Raw genomic sequence first — 14,514 nt, forward strand, 5'->3', positions numbered from 1 at the left:
GATTGTCATCCTTTCGGTCGCGGGTGTCCGGGCCGTTCCCGAGGAGTGCCCCCTGGGCATGCGGGCGTGGTTCGCACACGCGGGTGACCGCCACCCGGGTCGGCCCGGCCGGAGTGCTCCTATTCCTGGGCCCTGCCACCTGTGATGCGGGACAGCGCAAGAGCGATGAGGATGATCGTGCCGTTGAGGGCACCGATCCACTGCGCGGGGACGCCTCCGAGGGTGAGGACGTTCTGGATCATGAACAGCAGCAGGATGCCCGTGAAGGCTCCGAACATGGTGCCCTTGCCGCCGTTGAGGCTGATGCCGCCGATGACCGCGGCAGCGAAGACGGTGAAGATGTAGCCGTTGCCCTGGGCGGAGGCCACCGAGGCGAGGCGCCCCGAGAGCAGCAGGCCGCTCAGCGCGGCCAGCACGCTCGCGGTGACGATGACGGTCCACAGCACGCGGTCGGTGCGGATGCCCGCCGCTTTCGCCGCGTCGACGTTGCCGCCGATGGCATACAGGGAGCGGCCGAAGCTGGTGAAGCCGAGCACCACGATGCCGGTGGCGAACAGAAGCAGGCAGATCCACACCGAGGCGGGCATGCCCGCCCACTGGGCGGTGCCGAGGTAGAGCATCGACGGCGGCAGCTGGAAGAACGTCTGGCCACCGGAGATGCCGGTCAGGACACCGCGCAGCACGATCAGCATGCCGAGCGTCACGATGAAGCCGTTGAGCCCGAACCGGATGATGAACAGGGCGTTGACCACACCGATCAGCAGACCCACGGTCAACGTGACCGGCACGGACCAGGCGCCGGGCAGCACGCCCATTCCGTGCGTCGCGCCCGCTGGGACGGTGAGCCAGGCCGCGACGCCGGGTGCGATCCCCACGGTGGACTCCAGGGAGAGGTCCATCTTCTTGACGATCAGCACGAGAGTCTGGGCGAGGACCAGCAGTGCGATCTCGGACATCGTCTGCAGGACGTTGATCAGGTTGTCAGCCTGGAGGAAGACCGGGTTGACGAGCTGGCCGACGATCGCCATCACGATGATCGCGGGAACGAGCGCCAGGTCGCGCAGTCGTGCGAGAGCGATCCTGTGACCGCTCCTTGTCGCTGCGGCCGGCCGCACGCCCGGAACATCGGGCGGCCCGCCGTCCGGGTTCTTGGCGGCAGCCGCGGTCGCGCTCTCAGACATCGAGGTCCACTCCTTCCATCGCGGCCACAAGTTCGTGGTCGTGCCAGCCTCCGGCCCGCTCGGCCACGACACGGCCCTGGAACATCACCAGGACCCGGTCGCACGTGCGCAGGTCGTCGAGTTCGTCGGAGGCGATGAGCACCCCGGTGCCGGACTCGGCGATCTCCTCGACCTTGCCGAGGAGGAATTCCTTGGACCGCACGTCCACGCCGGCGGTCGGATTGATCAGCACCAGTACCTTCGGACCGTTGGCCAGAGCCCGGGCCATGACGACCTTCTGCTGGTTGCCTCCCGAGAGTCCGGAGACGGGCAGCTGCGGCCCCGGCGTCTTGATCGCCAGCTTGTCGATCATGGAGTGGGCGTAGGCGTCGCGGCGGCGGTTGTCGATGAGGCCCCGGGGGCCGAGCCGTTCGGGGATGGTCAGGGTGCCGTTGTCCGCGATGGACATCTCCGGTACGAGTCCCTGGTGGTGGCGGTCCTGCGGGACGAACCCGGCACCCGCCGCCAGCGCAGCGGGGACGCTGCCCGGCCGTGGCCGGATCCCCGCGATCCGGACCGTTCCCGTCTCGGCGGCGCGGAGTCCGACGACTGTCTCCGCGACCTCGGTACGGCCGCTGCCGGCCGCGCCGGCGAGACCGACGATCTCCCCGGCCCGGATCCGGAAGGACACGTCGCGGTACGTTCCCTGCACGGCCGCGCCTTCCACCGCGAGCACGGTCGGGGAGGTGGTGTCCACGGGCCGACGATGCCTTTCCCCACCCTTGCCCGCGTTCTCACCCGTCATGGCGGCCACGAGTTCGGCACGGGGCAGTTCGGCCACGGGGGCGGTAAGGATGTGCCGGGCGTCGCGGAGCACGGTCACCGTGTCGCAGATGTCGTAGACCTCCTGCAAGTGGTGGCTGATGAACAGGAAGGTGATGCCCTGGCGCTGGAGCTCCCGGATCCGCGCGAACAGCCGGTTGATGGCTGCTCCGTCGAGTTGCGCGGTGGGCTCGTCGAGGATGATGAAGCGTGCGCCGAACGACAGCGCCCGGGCGATCTCCACGAACTGCCGCTGCTCTATGCTCAGTTCGCCGGCGAGGGTGCGCACGTCCACGTCCACCGACCAGGTCTGCAGGACCTCGCGTGCCCTGTCACGGACCGTGCGCCAACTGATCAGGCCGCCCCGTCCCCTGCCGTGCCGGTTCAGGAAGAGGTTCTCCGCGACCGTGAGCTGGGGGATGACGGTGGACTTCTGGTAGACGCATGCCACGCGCTTGCGCCAGGCATCCCGGTCGGCGAGCCGGGGGGCCGGCACCCCGTCGAAGGCCACCGTCCCCTCGTCCGGTGCCTGAAGGCCGGTGAGGACGGAGACGAGGGTGGACTTGCCCGCGCCGTTGCGGCCCACGAGCGCGTGCGTCTCGCCGGGCATGATCGTGATTTTGGCGTCGTGCAGCGCGACCGTGGGCCCGAACCGCTTCGTCAGCCCTGCCGCCAGGACGACGGGAAGAGCCGTGACCATGGTGTGTACCGCCCTTCCGGTCAGCCGAGGTTGTTGCCCCACAGGGACGAGTCGTCGCTCTTGAGGCTGGGAACCCCGCCGTAGGTGCCGCCGTCCGCGGTCACGAGCGGGGCGGAGAGCTGGTCCTCCAACAGGCCGTCACGGACTTGGATGATCGTGCTGTCGTGGTCGGTCTTGCCGGGCCGGAACGTCTTGCCCTCGATCGCCGCCTTGAGGTAGTAGAGGGCGTACTTGGCGTAGAGGTCGGCGGGCTGGGAGACGGTGGCGTCGATCTTCCCCTCGGCGATGTTCTTGAGCTCCTCGGGGATTCCGTCGTTGGAGACGATGAAGACGTGCTTCTTGTCCTCAGGGCCGACCAGCAGGTCCTTCTGCTTGAGCACCTGGAGGGTCCCGGCGAGCGCGAAGCTGGACTGCATGTAGACACCCCTGATGTCGGGGTGCGCCGTCAGGTCCGTCTGGAGCTTCTGCGCCGCGACCGCCCCGTCCCAGTTGGTGGCTTCACCGAGCACCTTGATGGCGGGGTAGTTCTTCTTCATGCACGCGTTGAAGGCCTCGGTGCGGTCTCGGCCGTTGATCGAGGCGAGGTCGCCCTGGAGCATGACGACCTTGCCCTTCCCGCCCAGCTTGGTGCCGAGGAACTGGCAGGCCTTCTCGCCGTAGGCGCGGTTGTCGGCGCGGACCACCATGTAGACGTTGCCGGTGTCGGGTCGGGTGTCCACCGTGACGACCGGGATCTTCTTCGCCTCCATCTGCGCCAGGGTCGGCGCGATGGCCGCGGTGTCCTGAGGCGCCATCGCGACTCCCTTGACGCCCTGGCTGATGAAGGTCTGTGCATTGGCGGTGAGCTTGGCGACGTCGTTCTGCGAGTTGGTGGTCTTAAGGTTCAGCCCGAGTTCCTTGGCGAACTCCGGGGTGTACTTGATGTACGAGTTCCAGAAATCGGTGTCGGAGCGCGGGTAGTCGACCCCTATGACCGTCGAACCGCCTCCCCCGCCCGACGCGGGTCCGGGGTCGCCGCAGGCGGTGAGTGCGAAGGCGGTCAGGGCGGCGAGGCCGCCGAAGCATGCGTGCCGCGTGAATCTGAGCTTCATTGCTCGTTCTCCTTGCCGGTGGGTCGCGAGGGCGGGCTGTACGCCGGCTGACGTGGGGGGGGCGTGCCGGAGTGTCCGGGAAAGGGCAGGGGTCAGGCGCGCGGGCGGATCCGCAGGCCTTCCATGCCTCCGTCGACGGCGAGAGCCGTGCCGGTGGTCGAACCGGACGACGGGCTCGCGAGGTGGACGACGGCGGCGGCGACTTCGTCCGCGGAGACGAGGCGGCCCATGGGCCGGCGTGCGCAGAGCGCGGCGCGTTCGGCTTCGGGATCGGCCGCGCTATCGAGAAGGCGGCCGATCCACGGCGTGTCGGCGGTGCCGGGGTTGACGCAGTTCACGCGGATGCCGGAGTGCACGAGGTCGGCAGCGGTCGCACGGGTCAGGGCGAGCACAGCGCCCTTCGTCGCGGAGTACAGCGCCCGGTCGGGCAGTCCGGCTGTGGCGGCGACGGAACAGGTGTTGACGACGGCCGCGCTGCCGGATCGCCGCGGATGGGGCAGCGCGGCGCGGGTCACCCGCACCATGCCGAAGACATTGACGTCGAAGACCCGCTGCCACTCCTCGTCAGGATTGTCCTCGATCGTGCCCTGGGCGCCGATTCCGGCGTTGTCGACCAGGACGTCGATGCCGTCGAGCAACCGCGCCGCTTCCTCCACGGCCACCCGGACGCTCGCGTCGTCGGCGACGTCCGCGCGGATGCCGATGAGGGGTTCGGGGACATCGGCCGGGGTGAGGTCGAGGCAGGCTACCTTGGCCCCACGGGTTGCCGGCAGACGGGCTGCGGCCGGCCCGATGCCGGAGGCGCCGCCGGGCACGACCGCCTTCAGACCCGTGAACTCGGGGTCGCTCATCGGCCGGCCTCCCCGCCCCACACGGGGCCGTCGGGAAAACGGTGGTCCTCCAGCGACCGCGGGTGCAGCTCGGCGCTGATGCCGGGCGTGACCGGCGCAAGGTAGCGGCCCTCGCGGATGCGTACCGGGTCGGTGAAGTGCTCGTGGAGATGGTCGACGTACTCGATGACGCGGTCCTCGGTGGTGCCGCTGACGGCCACGTAGTCGAACATCGCCAGATGCTGCACCATCTCGCACAGCCCGACCCCGCCGGCGTGCGGGCAGACCGGGACGCCGAACTTGGCGGCCAGCAGCAGGACGGCGACGTTCTCGGTGACCCCGGCGGTGCGGCTGGCGTCGAGCTGCAGCACGTCGAGCGAGCCCGCCTGGAGCAGCTGCTTGAACATCACCTGGTTGTGGGTGTGTTCGCCGGTGGCGACCTTGACCGGCGCCAGTGCCCTGCGGATGGCGGCATGGCCGAGGATGTCGTCCGGAGAGGTGGGCTCCTCGATCCAGTACGGGTCGTAGGGCGTGAGCGACGCCATCCAGTCGATCGCCTGCTGGACGCCCCACGCCTGGTTGGCGTCGACGGCTATCCGGACGTCCGGCCCGACCGCCTCGCGCGCCAGCCGCATGCGGCGTTCGTCCGCCTCGCGATCGGCGCCGACCTTCAGCTTGATCTGGCCGAAGCCCTCGGCGACCGCCTCCTTGGCCAGCCGCACCAGCTTCTCGTCGTCGTACCCGAGCCAGCCCGGGGTCGTGGTGTACGCCGGGTAGCCGTGCTCCAGCAGGTGCGCCGTGCGCCGGGCGCGGCCGGGCTCGGCGCGTCGCAGGATCTCCAGCGCCTCGTCACGGGTGAGGGCGTCCTGGAGGTAGCGGAAGTCGACGAGGTCGACCAACTGCTCCGGGGACAGCTCTGCCAGTAGTCGCCAGACCGGCTTTCCGGTGCGGCGGCCGTACAGGTCCCAGACGGCGTTGACGACGGCTGCGGCGGCCATGTGGATGACCCCCTTGTCCGGGCCCAGCCAGCGCAGTTGGCTGTCGCCGGTCAGCCGCCGCGAGAAGCCTCCGAGATCGGCCAGTACCTCCTCCACCGGCAGTCCGACGACCAGTGGGGCCAGGGCCCGGACGGCGGCGACCTCGACGTCGTTGCCGCGGCCCACCGTGAAGGCGAGTCCGTATCCCTCGCCCCCGGCACTCGTACGGACCGTCACATAGGCGGCGGAGTAGTCGGGCTCGGGATTCATGGCGTCGGAACCGTCGAGCTCCCGCGAGGTGGGGAACCGCACGTCGACCGCCTCGACCGCGGTGATCAGTTCAGTCATCGCTTCGGGCGCCTCCGGCTCGGAGGCTCCGGCGCACTCCCCGCTTCATGGCAACCACCCGTCCTCATGTGTCGACGAGATGTTCTCTTCGTCATGACCAGCCTCGGACATTGGATGGATTTATAGGGTCGGCCCGCACGGTTGTCCATACCCCCGACAGGCAAAGGATTCCGATACGCCTTCGACCTGCAGCTATGTGACGGCCCTTCATGCGGACGCGAGCCTGGGTCATCCCATGTATTCCGCAGCGATGGGATGTATTGCTACGCTGCCGCCGCTTGGGCGACGAGCAGGGAGCAGACGGATGTCTTTGACCGACAAGGCGATCGACCGCATCAGGGACCTCATCCACTCAGGCGAGCTGCGGCCGGGTGCCAAACTGCCGCCCGAGCAGCAGCTGGCAGCGGAGCTGGGCCTGTCCCGCAACCTCATGCGAGAAGCGGTGAAAGCGCTGGTTGTCGCACGGGTGCTGGAGATCCGCCGGGGCGACGGGACGTATGTGACCAGTCTGGAGCCCGAGTTGCTGCTGAGCAGCATCGGCTCTGCGGTGGAGTTGCTGCGTGGCGACACCCTGCTGGAGCTCACCGAGGTACGCCGGCTGTTCGAACCGATCGCCACGGGGCTCGCCGCCACGCGGATCTCGGTCGCGGGGCTGCGGGAGGTCGAACGGCATCTGGAAGCGATGCGGGCGGCCCGTGACGACGTGGAGCTCCTCAACGAGCACGACGCCGCCTTCCATCGTGCCGTCGTCGCGGCCACCGGCAACGCCACACTCGCCACCCTGCTGGAGGGAATCTCCGGACGGACACTCCGTGCCCGTGTCTGGCGTGGTCTGGTCGATGACGACGCCGCGGGACGGACGGTCGCCGAACACGAGGCGATCCACCGGGCACTCGCCGCCGGTGACGCCCCCCTGGCCCAGGCGGCCGCCCTCTTGCACGTCAGCAACACCGAACAGTGGCTGCGTGAGCATCTGGAACCAGACTTCGGCGTTCCGGGCGACGTCACGGAGGGCCGGCAGTGACCCGGCACGGCATCGTTCGCTCCGTGACCGGGCCCACGGCCCCGCCGTCCACCGGCCTGCACGTTTCATCAGCGAGGAGCGACCGGATGAGATCCCCGCGCGTCGGTACCGCGGACTTCGGGCGTCCCACCGTCCTCGGCGCCGAAAGAGCCGCCCACGGCCCGGCACCGCTCACCGCCGGCGTCGACCCGGCCGGCGACGTCACGGATCGCCGCCGAACCGCCCTGGCCGATGGAGGACTCCCACTCACCGGGCTCAACCACGTGGATCACGCCCCGGCCATGGGCCCCGACGACTTCGCCCACCCGCACGCCGGCTACGTCGTCGAGGCGAAGCTCGACCGACCCAGCCGTCACCGGCTCGTCCTCGGGCGGGCGTGATGTCCTCCGCGACCCGGCCGTGGTACGCCGAACGGGTGCCGCTGGGACGCTCCGGCGTGAGCGTCAGCCGTATCGGGCTCGGCACCGCGCCGCTGGGCGGCCTCTTCTCGGCTGTCGGCGGCCGGCAGGCCACCGAGACGCTGGAGGCCGCCTGGGCGGCCGGGATCCGATACTTCGACACCGCCCCGCACTACGGTGCCGGACTCGCCGAGCGCCGACTCGGCGCGTTCCTCACCGGGGCCGGGCACCCGCGCGCGCAGACCACGGTGTCCACCAAGGTCGGCCGGCTCCTCGTACCAGGGGAATCGGCCCCCGGAGACGAGGCCTTCCACGGCGCACCCGGCCTCGTCAGGGTCCGGGACTACAGTGCCGAAGGGGTTTACCGGTCACTCGTCGAAAGCCTGGAGCGCTCCGGTCTCGACGCCTTCGACGTCGTCTTCATCCACGACCCGGACGACTGCTGGGAGCAGGCCGTGAGCGGTGCCTACCCGGCGCTGGCCCGGCTTCGCGACGAAGGAGCCGTCAGGGCGATCGGCGCGGGCATGAACCAGACGGCGATGCTCACCCGTTTCGTGACCGAGACCGACCTCGACTGCGTCCTCGTGGCCGGCCGCTACTCACTGCTCGACCGCAGCGCGGCCGACGAACTACTGCCCGCCTGTGCCGCACGCGAGGTAGGCGTCCTGGTCGGTGGTGTCTTCAACAGCGGCATCCTCGCGAACCTCGCGCCGGACGCCATGTACGACTACGCGCCGGCTCCGGAAGCGGTCCTCCGCCGCGCTCTCGCCCTCGGTGAGCGCTGCGCCGAATACGGTGTCCCGCTCGCCGCGGCCGCACTGCGGTTCCCGCTGCGCCACCCGGCCGTCACCGGTGTCGTCGTCGGGGCGCGCAGCGCGCAGGAGATCACCGTGAACGCCGCGCACGCCTCGACGGCCATACCCGAAGAGCTGTGGCCGGAGCTCGACGTCCTGCAAGCGGAGGAACCATGAGCAGGATCGACGCACACCACCACGTCTGGCGACCCGCCTCGGCCCCGTCCACGTCCCCCTCCCCCTCCCCCGGTCCCGGTCCCGGTCCACAGCGTCGTGTGCACGCCTGGCTCGACGAACCCGGCATGGCCTCGGTGCGGCGGGACTTCACCTTGGAGGACCTGGCGCCACTGGCCCTGGCGGCGGGCATCGACCGTACGATCCTGGTCCAGGTACTGCCCGACACCGACGAGACCGAGGACTTCCTGACCCTGGCCTCCACGGCTGGGACCGTCGCAGGCGTCGTGGGCTGGGTCGACCTCACGTCGGACCGCCTCCCGCATACGCTGGACGCCCTGCGGGCGGCGCCAGGCGGTGAACTCCTCGTGGGCACACGGCACCTCGTCCAGGACGAGCGGGACCCCCGCTGGCTGAACCGGCCGGACGTACAGCGAGGTCTGCGCCTGGTCGCGCGGACGAACCTCGCCTACGACCTGCTCGTCCGTCCGCATCAACTCCCCGCGGCCATCGAGGCCGTACGGGAGCTGCCGGAACTCACCTTCGTACTCGACCATCTGTCGAAGCCCCCCATCGACGCCGGTGAACTGCAGCCCTGGGCCTCGCTGATCCGCGAACTGGCAGCGCGTCCGAACGTGTTCTGCAAGCTTTCCGGCATGGTCACCGAGGCCGACCTGCGCCACTGGAACGTGGCAGCCCTGCGTCCCTACGTCGACGTCGTGCTCGACGCCTTCGGCCCCGAGCGCGTGATGTTCGGCTCCGACTGGCCGGTCTGCCTGCTGGCAGCCTCGTACGAGGAGGTCGTCGGCGCGGCGGAGGCACTGACGGCGGGCCTCACCGAGGCCGAGCGCTGCCACGTCTTCGGCACGACGGCGGAACGCGCCTACCGCCTGGACGAGCGCCCCCGTCGAGGACGGGCCGAGGACGAGGAGGCCGCGGAGGCAACCCGGTGAAGGTACGCCTCGCCTACGGGCAGTCAGGGCTCGACATCGACGTCGATCCGCACAGGGCCACCGTCGTCCAGCCCGTCCACCACGCGGCGGCCGCCGACCAGGCGGCCGTCCTGCGCGCGGCCCTGCGCGAGCCGGTCGCCGGGCCCCCGCTGGCCGAGGGAGTACGCCCGGGGCAGACGGTGGCCATCTCGGCCTGCGACGGCACTCGGCTGCAGCCCCGGCACCTGATGATCCCGGCCGTGCTGGACGAGCTGGACGGCGTCGTCCGCAGGGAGGACGTCGTGATCCTCGTGGCGACGGGCACCCACCGCGGCAACGACGCGTCCGAGCTCCGGACGATGTTCGGCGACGAGATCGCCGACACGGTGAGGATCGTCAACCAGGACACCCGCGACACCGCGCAGCTGACATGGATGGGCAGGTACGGCGACGGCGTACCGGTGTGGCTCAACCGGGAATGGGTGCAGGCGGACGTCCGGATCACCACCGGCTTCGTCGAACCCCATTTCTTCGCCGGTTTCTCCGGCGGCCCGAAACTCGTCGCCCCCGGCCTGGCGGGGCTCGAGACCGTACTCGTGCTGCATGACGCGGCACGGATCGGCGATCCACGCGCCACCTGGGGCATCACCCACGGAAACCCGGTTCACGACGACGTGCGCGCCATCGCGGAGGCCACGGGCGTCACCTTCGCGTTCGACGTGGTGCTCAACCGCGACAAGGACGTCGTCGCGGCGTTCGGCGGCGATCTGCTGCCGATGCACGCCGCCGCGACGGCCACGGCCGCACGCATGGCGATGCGCCCGGTACAGGCACCGTCGACGTCGTCGTCACCACCAACTCCGGCTGCCCGCTGGACCAGAACCTGTACCAGGCGGTCAAGGGGATGTCGGCGGCCCACCAGGTGGTCCGCCCCGGAGGGACGATCGTGTGCGCGGCCGAGTGCCGTGACGGTTTCCCCGACCACGGCTCCTACCGCCGGGTTCTGGCCTCGGCCCCCTCCCCGCAGGCGCTCGTCGACGAGATCTCCGCGCGCACCGAGACGATTCCGGACCAGTGGCAGGTGCAGATCCAGGCCCGCATACAGTCGCGAAGCCGGGTCATCATGCACACCTCCTTCCTCAGTGACGAGGAGCTGGCCGCGGCCCACCTGCACGGTGCGCAGTGACGACACCCTGGAGCGGCGACTGCTGAACCGCGTGCGCGCGCTCGGGGGTTCCATCGCCGTCGCCTACTCGGGCGGGGTCGACTCCGCCCTGGTCCTCGCCGCGGCCGCGCGGGCGCTCGGGCCCGAGCGCGTCCTGACCGTCACCGCCGTCTCGGAGAGCCTGGCCGACGGTGAGCTGTCCCGTGCGAGGCGACTCGCCGACGACCTCGGGATCATCCATCTCGCGCCGCACACGAACGAGTTGTCCCGACCCGGATACCGGGCCAACGGCCCCGACCGCTGCTACTTCTGCAAGTCCGAGGTTCTGGACACCATCACCGCGCTCGCGCACGACCACGGCTTCGGTGTCGTGGCCACCGGCACCAATGCCGATGACGCAGTGGATCCCCACCGTCCGGGCATCCGCGCCGGGTGGGAACGCGGCATCCGGACACCGCTCCTCGACGCCCGCCTGACGAAGGCGGACGTACGCCGCCTCAGCGAACATTGGTCGCTGCCCACCTGGGACAAACCCGCGACCCCCTGCCTCGCCAGCCGTGTCCGCTACGGCGTCGAAGTCACCTCCTACCGCCTGGCCCGCATCGATCGCGCGGAAACGGCCGTTCGCGCGCTGACGGCCGGGGCCGGAGTGCACGTGAGAGACCTCCGCGTCCGCGACCTCGGAGACCGGACCCGCATCGAGGTGGATCCGCCCTTCGTCGCCCGCATCGCGGCATTGCCGGGCCTCGCGGGAACGCTCGCGGAAGCGGACTTCGCCGGCCTGCGCGGCCTGCGCGGCCGGCAGTCCGGCCCGCACCGGCGGGCGCCGGGGTTCAGGCCCCACTCGGCATGCCGCTGCCGACCACTTCGAATTTGTCCGTCGTGAACGCCTCCGCGACCCGGACGTGACATCGACGACATGTCGTGAACCATGAACCTCTTCGACCGCAGATTGATTGAGCGATAAGGTCATACGTATGCCATCCGAGTCGCAGCCCTCGAACCGCCTGTTCCCGCCACGCCTACCCGCAGGCCGCTTGGGTGTTGCAGTCGTCGCCGAGCTCGTCGACCTCATCGTGACGGGCCAGTTGAAGGAAGGCGCGTTGCTGCCCCCGGAGGGTCCGCTCAGCGAACACTTCGGCGTGAGTCGCACGGTGCTGCGTGAATCGGTGAAGCGGCTCGAGGAGAAGGGCCTGGTGATCGTTTCCCAGGGCCGCGGCACCCAGGTGCGGGCGCCGGGGTACTGGAACATGCTCGATCCGGTGGTGCTGTCCGCGTTGATCGACAACGACGCGACGCTCGGCGTCCTTGACGAGCTGACGATCGTGCGGGCGAGCCTCGAGTCGGCGATGGCGGGAGCGGTTGCCACTTCTCGCAGCGCAGATGGATTGAGGAGGCTGGAGAACGCGTTGACCACGATGCGTGAAAGCGAGTCCGAGACGGACTCCTTCCGGCAGGCGGATGTGGTGTTCCACTACGCGCTCATGGAGATCTCCGGCAACCGGCTGGCGGAGAACATCGCCAAGCATCTGTACAAGCGCGCCACGGAGTCCAGCCGCTACCAGGGCATCGACCCCCCTGACGCGGTCGCACTGACACTGAAGGAACACGCGGCGATCGTCGAGGCCATCTCGAGGAAGGACGTCGCCGCGGCCCAGAAGGCGATGCACGATCACATCCACACCTCGTGGGAGCGTCGTCGGCTGCCCGACCACGCGCCACGGGCGCGCGGCCGGGCAGCCGCTCAGGAGAGCGAGTAGACGTCGGCGGCGTTGCCGCCGAACACACGTGCGCGTTCCGAGGCGGAGAGCCCGTCGAGCAGGGTTTCCAGAGCGGACTTCCAGGGCGCCGCTCCCCCGCCGAGTTCAGCCAACGGCCAGTCGGAGCCGTAGAGCAGACGCTCAGCTCCGAAGGATCCCAGGGCGATCGTCACCGGGTCGGCGAGATCGGCTGCACGCCATGATCCGGGGGCGAGGCCCGAAGTGAGTCCCGAGACCTTCGCGACGACGTTCGGCTGCCGCGCGAGCTCCCGCAGTCGCGACGCCCACATGCTTCTGTGCTGCCCGGGCCCGGGCGGACCGCCCAGGTGATCGAGCACGAAGCGGAGTCCGCTGTGGCGCGCGGCCAGACGAGTTGCCTGCGGGAGCTGCCACTCACGCACGACGAGGTCGAAGCAGAGCCCCTCACGCTCGAGTACGGCGAGGCCCGAGCTGATCTCCTCGCGCATCATCCACTCCGGGTCCGGGTCGATGTGGGCCAGATGCCGTACCCCGACGACGGGGGCGGCGGCGTGCTCGCGGATCCGGTCGAGCTGAGGTCCGACCTCCGCCGCGAGGTCGACCCACGCGACGAGGCCGGCGATGGCCGATGAGTCCAGCTCGGCGAGCCGGATGCTCTCGTCGAGGCTGTTGCTCGACTGCACGACCACGGCACCGTCGAGTCCGGTCGAGTCCAGCATCCCGCTCAGATCGCAGGCGCCGAAGTCGCGGGCGATCGGCGCCATGGTCTCCGCGTCGATCCAGTCCTGCGGGTCCACGGCCCGATTCCACAGGTGCACGTGGGCGTCGATGCGTGCAGTCATGCGAGGTGCCACACTTCCTCCACAGGCTGCCACAGCGCACCGGGATCACGCTCCTCCGCGATCCTCACCTGGCACGGGTCGGTGTGCGTCCACCATTCCTGCGAGACCGGGTCGTCGGCGATCCGTCGCATGTCCGCCTCGTGGTCCTCGCCGACGTACTCGTAGTAGGCGAACAGGATGTCGCCGAAGATGAAGATGCTGTAGTTGCGCATGTTGCATTCGGTGAGCTTTCGCTCGACGCCCGGCCACACGGCACGGTGCAGCGCCAGGTACTCCTCGCGCTTGTCGGGCCGCACACCCACGACCAAGGCCCTGCGCTCAGGTCGACCGGTCACGAGAGTCGGCCTCCGCGGTAGGACGGGTCGTCCAGCACGTCCGGCTCGGCCACCAGCCGCAGGGCGGCCCGTTCGGGCCGGATGTGCGGTCCGGTCGCCGCGGGCCCGGGCGTCGCGGCGCCCGCCGGTGACATCCGGGACTCGTCGACCACGATCCCGATGCCTGGGCGATCGCCCAGGACGATGCCTCCGTCGTCGAACTGCTGGTCGACGTCCAGACCGACGGGAAAGACGAGATCCTGGACTTCGAAGGCCAGATGGTTCGGCACGGCGGCGGCGGCGTGTGCCACCGGATTCGCGTTGTACGCGACGGGGCTCACCGGCAGATCGTGGGCGTGTGCGAGCGTCGCGACGCGGAGGAAGTGGGTGATCCCCCACACGTTGCCGACCTGCACGATGTCGACCGCGTTGGCGTCCAGCAGGGGGCGGTACTGCTCCAGCCCGGTCAGGTTCTCGCCGCTTGCGATCGCCGCGCGCACCTTCCCGCGCAGCGTGGCCATGCCTGCCGCATCCCACCGGCGCAGCGGTTCCTCCACCCAGGTGAGGTCCATGCGCTGCTCGATGGCCGCGACATACCGGGCCGCCTGGGCGTGGTTCCACGACTCGTTGGCGTCGAACATCAGCGCCGGCCGACGGGAGTTGCGGCTGAGAACGTCGCGCATGATCTCCAGCCGGGGCAGGTCGCGGTCGAGGTCGCGGCCGCCTTTGAGCTTGCCCGCCTTGAACCCGCGATCCGCGAACCGGCCGTAGAGGTCGACGAGTTCGTCCTCGGTCAGGCCGTACTCGAGACCCGACGCGTAGCCGGGGACGAAGCGCTCGCGGGCCCCGAGAGTCCGCCAGAGCGGCTCGTCGGCGGCCTTGGCCTTGATGTCCCAGAGGGCCATGTCGACGGCGCCGATGGTGCCGAAGGTGGATCCCGAGTGACCGGCCTTGAACACCCAGTCGAGCATCCGGTCGTAGAGCGCCGTGACCGACCGCGGGTCATCGCCCTCGATCGCGGGGAAGACACGGGCGATGTCGGCGTGGGACCCGAGGCCCACTCCCTCGATTCCGGTGTCGGTCTCGATGATGAGGACGGGGACCGGCGTGGAGTGGCCGGGCTGGACACCGTTGACGTCCCCGGTGATTCTGCCCCAGTCGTGAACGGTACTCAGACTGCGGTACCCGGTGATCTTCATCGGCG

15 protein-coding genes and 1 pseudogene are annotated in these 14,514 nt (G+C 69.9%); 8 read left to right on the forward strand and 8 right to left on the reverse strand.

Features of this window, described 5'->3' with window-relative positions:
* Positions 1-119: 119 nt before the first annotated feature.
* The 5 genes from OIE69_RS02015 to OIE69_RS02035 all read right to left on the reverse strand — a co-directional run bounded on the left by OIE69_RS02015 (position 120) and on the right by OIE69_RS02035 (position 5,928).
* Positions 120-1,181, reverse strand: a complete 1,062-nt coding sequence (locus OIE69_RS02015) for an ABC transporter permease (protein ID WP_326570190.1) — start codon at positions 1,179-1,181, stop codon at positions 120-122.
* Entirely contained in the window at positions 1,174-2,682 is a 1,509-nt protein-coding gene (locus OIE69_RS02020; protein WP_326570191.1) for a sugar ABC transporter ATP-binding protein, read from the reverse strand. Before OIE69_RS02020 ends, OIE69_RS02015 begins: the two co-directional genes overlap by 8 nt.
* Positions 2,683-2,702: 20 nt before the next feature.
* On the reverse strand, positions 2,703-3,773 hold the full coding sequence (locus OIE69_RS02025; protein WP_326570192.1) for a sugar ABC transporter substrate-binding protein: 1,071 nt from the start codon (positions 3,771-3,773) through the stop codon (positions 2,703-2,705).
* Between the two features lie 92 nt (positions 3,774-3,865).
* Complete coding sequence (locus tag OIE69_RS02030) at positions 3,866-4,624, reverse strand: SDR family NAD(P)-dependent oxidoreductase (RefSeq protein WP_326570193.1); 759 nt, start codon at positions 4,622-4,624, stop codon at positions 3,866-3,868.
* Positions 4,621-5,928, reverse strand: coding sequence for an enolase C-terminal domain-like protein (locus OIE69_RS02035; protein WP_326570194.1), 1,308 nt, complete (start codon positions 5,926-5,928; stop codon positions 4,621-4,623). The genes OIE69_RS02030 and OIE69_RS02035 overlap by 4 nt, the downstream gene beginning before the upstream one ends.
* Positions 5,929-6,232: 304 nt before the next feature.
* On the opposite strand from OIE69_RS02035, the gene OIE69_RS02040 reads away from it, so the two are divergent.
* The 8 genes and pseudogenes from OIE69_RS02040 (at position 6,233) to OIE69_RS02075 (ending at position 12,175) form a co-directional block, all read left to right on the forward strand.
* Positions 6,233-6,952: a FadR/GntR family transcriptional regulator gene (locus OIE69_RS02040; protein WP_326570195.1), complete on the forward strand. Its 720-nt coding sequence runs from the start codon at positions 6,233-6,235 to the stop codon at positions 6,950-6,952.
* Between the two features lie 86 nt (positions 6,953-7,038).
* Positions 7,039-7,332 carry a hypothetical protein gene (locus tag OIE69_RS02045; RefSeq protein ID WP_326570196.1) on the forward strand — a complete coding sequence of 98 codons (294 nt, stop codon included), beginning with the start codon at positions 7,039-7,041 and terminating at the stop codon, positions 7,330-7,332.
* Entirely contained in the window at positions 7,332-8,321 is a 990-nt protein-coding gene (locus OIE69_RS02050) for an aldo/keto reductase (protein WP_326570197.1), read from the forward strand. The genes OIE69_RS02045 and OIE69_RS02050 overlap by 1 nt, the downstream gene beginning before the upstream one ends.
* On the forward strand, positions 8,318-9,271 hold the full coding sequence (locus OIE69_RS02055) for an amidohydrolase family protein (RefSeq protein ID WP_326570198.1): 954 nt from the start codon (positions 8,318-8,320) through the stop codon (positions 9,269-9,271). The genes OIE69_RS02050 and OIE69_RS02055 overlap by 4 nt, the downstream gene beginning before the upstream one ends.
* Positions 9,268-9,834, forward strand: a pseudogene (locus tag OIE69_RS02060) (lactate racemase domain-containing protein); the annotation flags it as partial. The gene OIE69_RS02055 and the pseudogene OIE69_RS02060, both read left to right, overlap by 4 nt.
* A 299-nt stretch (positions 9,835-10,133) precedes the next feature.
* Entirely contained in the window at positions 10,134-10,436 is a 303-nt protein-coding gene (locus OIE69_RS02065) for a nickel-dependent lactate racemase family protein (RefSeq protein ID WP_326580912.1), read from the forward strand.
* On the forward strand, positions 10,426-11,301 hold the full coding sequence (larE, locus tag OIE69_RS02070; protein ID WP_326580914.1) for an ATP-dependent sacrificial sulfur transferase LarE: 876 nt from the start codon (positions 10,426-10,428) through the stop codon (positions 11,299-11,301). The genes OIE69_RS02065 and larE overlap by 11 nt, the downstream gene beginning before the upstream one ends.
* Positions 11,302-11,392: 91 nt before the next feature.
* Complete coding sequence (locus tag OIE69_RS02075) at positions 11,393-12,175, forward strand: FadR/GntR family transcriptional regulator (protein WP_326570199.1); 783 nt, start codon at positions 11,393-11,395, stop codon at positions 12,173-12,175.
* On the opposite strand, the gene OIE69_RS02080 is transcribed toward OIE69_RS02075, so the two are convergent.
* The 3 genes from OIE69_RS02080 to OIE69_RS02090 are packed head-to-tail and all read right to left on the reverse strand — an operon-like array spanning position 12,160 to position 14,509.
* The gene (locus tag OIE69_RS02080) at positions 12,160-12,996 is read right to left on the reverse strand and encodes an amidohydrolase family protein (RefSeq protein WP_326570200.1); all 837 of its coding nucleotides are present in this window, start codon (positions 12,994-12,996) and stop codon (positions 12,160-12,162) included. The two genes, OIE69_RS02075 and OIE69_RS02080, sit on opposite strands and share 16 nt — an antisense overlap.
* On the reverse strand, positions 12,993-13,331 hold the full coding sequence (locus OIE69_RS02085) for an L-rhamnose mutarotase (protein ID WP_326570201.1): 339 nt from the start codon (positions 13,329-13,331) through the stop codon (positions 12,993-12,995). The genes OIE69_RS02080 and OIE69_RS02085 overlap by 4 nt, the downstream gene beginning before the upstream one ends.
* Complete coding sequence (locus OIE69_RS02090) at positions 13,328-14,509, reverse strand: mandelate racemase/muconate lactonizing enzyme family protein (RefSeq protein ID WP_326570202.1); 1,182 nt, start codon at positions 14,507-14,509, stop codon at positions 13,328-13,330. Before OIE69_RS02090 ends, OIE69_RS02085 begins: the two co-directional genes overlap by 4 nt.
* Positions 14,510-14,514 lie beyond the last annotated feature (5 nt).

The sequence above is a fragment of the Actinacidiphila glaucinigra genome (assembly GCF_035918135.1).
Taxonomy (GTDB): Bacteria; Actinomycetota; Actinomycetes; order Streptomycetales; family Streptomycetaceae; genus Actinacidiphila; species Actinacidiphila glaucinigra.

Coding starts and splice junctions, on each gene's coding strand:
- OIE69_RS02015 (WP_326570190.1), bottom strand. CDS start 1,181: ATGTCTGAGAGCGCGACCGCGGCTGCCGCCAAGAACCCGGACGGCGGG.
- OIE69_RS02020 (WP_326570191.1), bottom strand. CDS start 2,682: ATGGTCACGGCTCTTCCCGTCGTCCTGGCGGCAGGGCTGACGAAGCGG.
- OIE69_RS02025 (WP_326570192.1), bottom strand. CDS start 3,773: ATGAAGCTCAGATTCACGCGGCACGCATGCTTCGGCGGCCTCGCCGCC.
- OIE69_RS02030 (WP_326570193.1), bottom strand. CDS start 4,624: ATGAGCGACCCCGAGTTCACGGGTCTGAAGGCGGTCGTGCCCGGCGGC.
- OIE69_RS02035 (WP_326570194.1), bottom strand. CDS start 5,928: ATGACTGAACTGATCACCGCGGTCGAGGCGGTCGACGTGCGGTTCCCC.
- OIE69_RS02040 (WP_326570195.1), top strand. CDS start 6,233: ATGTCTTTGACCGACAAGGCGATCGACCGCATCAGGGACCTCATCCAC.
- OIE69_RS02045 (WP_326570196.1), top strand. CDS start 7,039: ATGAGATCCCCGCGCGTCGGTACCGCGGACTTCGGGCGTCCCACCGTC.
- OIE69_RS02050 (WP_326570197.1), top strand. CDS start 7,332: ATGTCCTCCGCGACCCGGCCGTGGTACGCCGAACGGGTGCCGCTGGGA.
- OIE69_RS02055 (WP_326570198.1), top strand. CDS start 8,318: ATGAGCAGGATCGACGCACACCACCACGTCTGGCGACCCGCCTCGGCC.
- OIE69_RS02075 (WP_326570199.1), top strand. CDS start 11,393: ATGCCATCCGAGTCGCAGCCCTCGAACCGCCTGTTCCCGCCACGCCTA.
- OIE69_RS02080 (WP_326570200.1), bottom strand. CDS start 12,996: ATGACTGCACGCATCGACGCCCACGTGCACCTGTGGAATCGGGCCGTG.
- OIE69_RS02090 (WP_326570202.1), bottom strand. CDS start 14,509: ATGAAGATCACCGGGTACCGCAGTCTGAGTACCGTTCACGACTGGGGC.